The organism is Photobacterium sp. DNB22_13_2 (assembly GCF_052873915.1).
Genome location: NZ_JBNNXU010000140.1, coordinates 1 through 271 on the forward strand (window position 1 = coordinate 1; position 271 = coordinate 271).

At 63.8% G+C, this 271-nt stretch carries 1 protein-coding gene; it reads left to right on the forward strand.

All coding sequences use genetic code 11. The features are described 5' to 3' along the window. Positions 1 to 271: hypothetical protein (locus ACVA58_RS28125; RefSeq protein WP_446513527.1), on the forward strand; the 271-nt coding region annotated here is incomplete at both ends.

Consider the following 271-nt stretch of genomic DNA (forward strand, 5'->3'; position numbering starts at 1 on the left):
GCATTGCAGGGGCCGATGGTCTGGATGAGTCCGACCGACCCCGAAGCCGTTGATCTCGATTTCCTTCAGCGCGCAGCTGAACACGTGCCCGTGCTGGCGATCGGTTACGACTGGAACGCGCCCGAGGTGGTGTCTTCCAGCTGTCCGGTCATGCATGCCGATTTTCGCGATCTGCTGTTGAATGCCTGGCCCGAGTGCGCCACACCGGCACAGGCTGCGCACGAGGATTCCGACGCCGGGCTTCCCTCGCCAGTCCTGCACATCGCTGGTG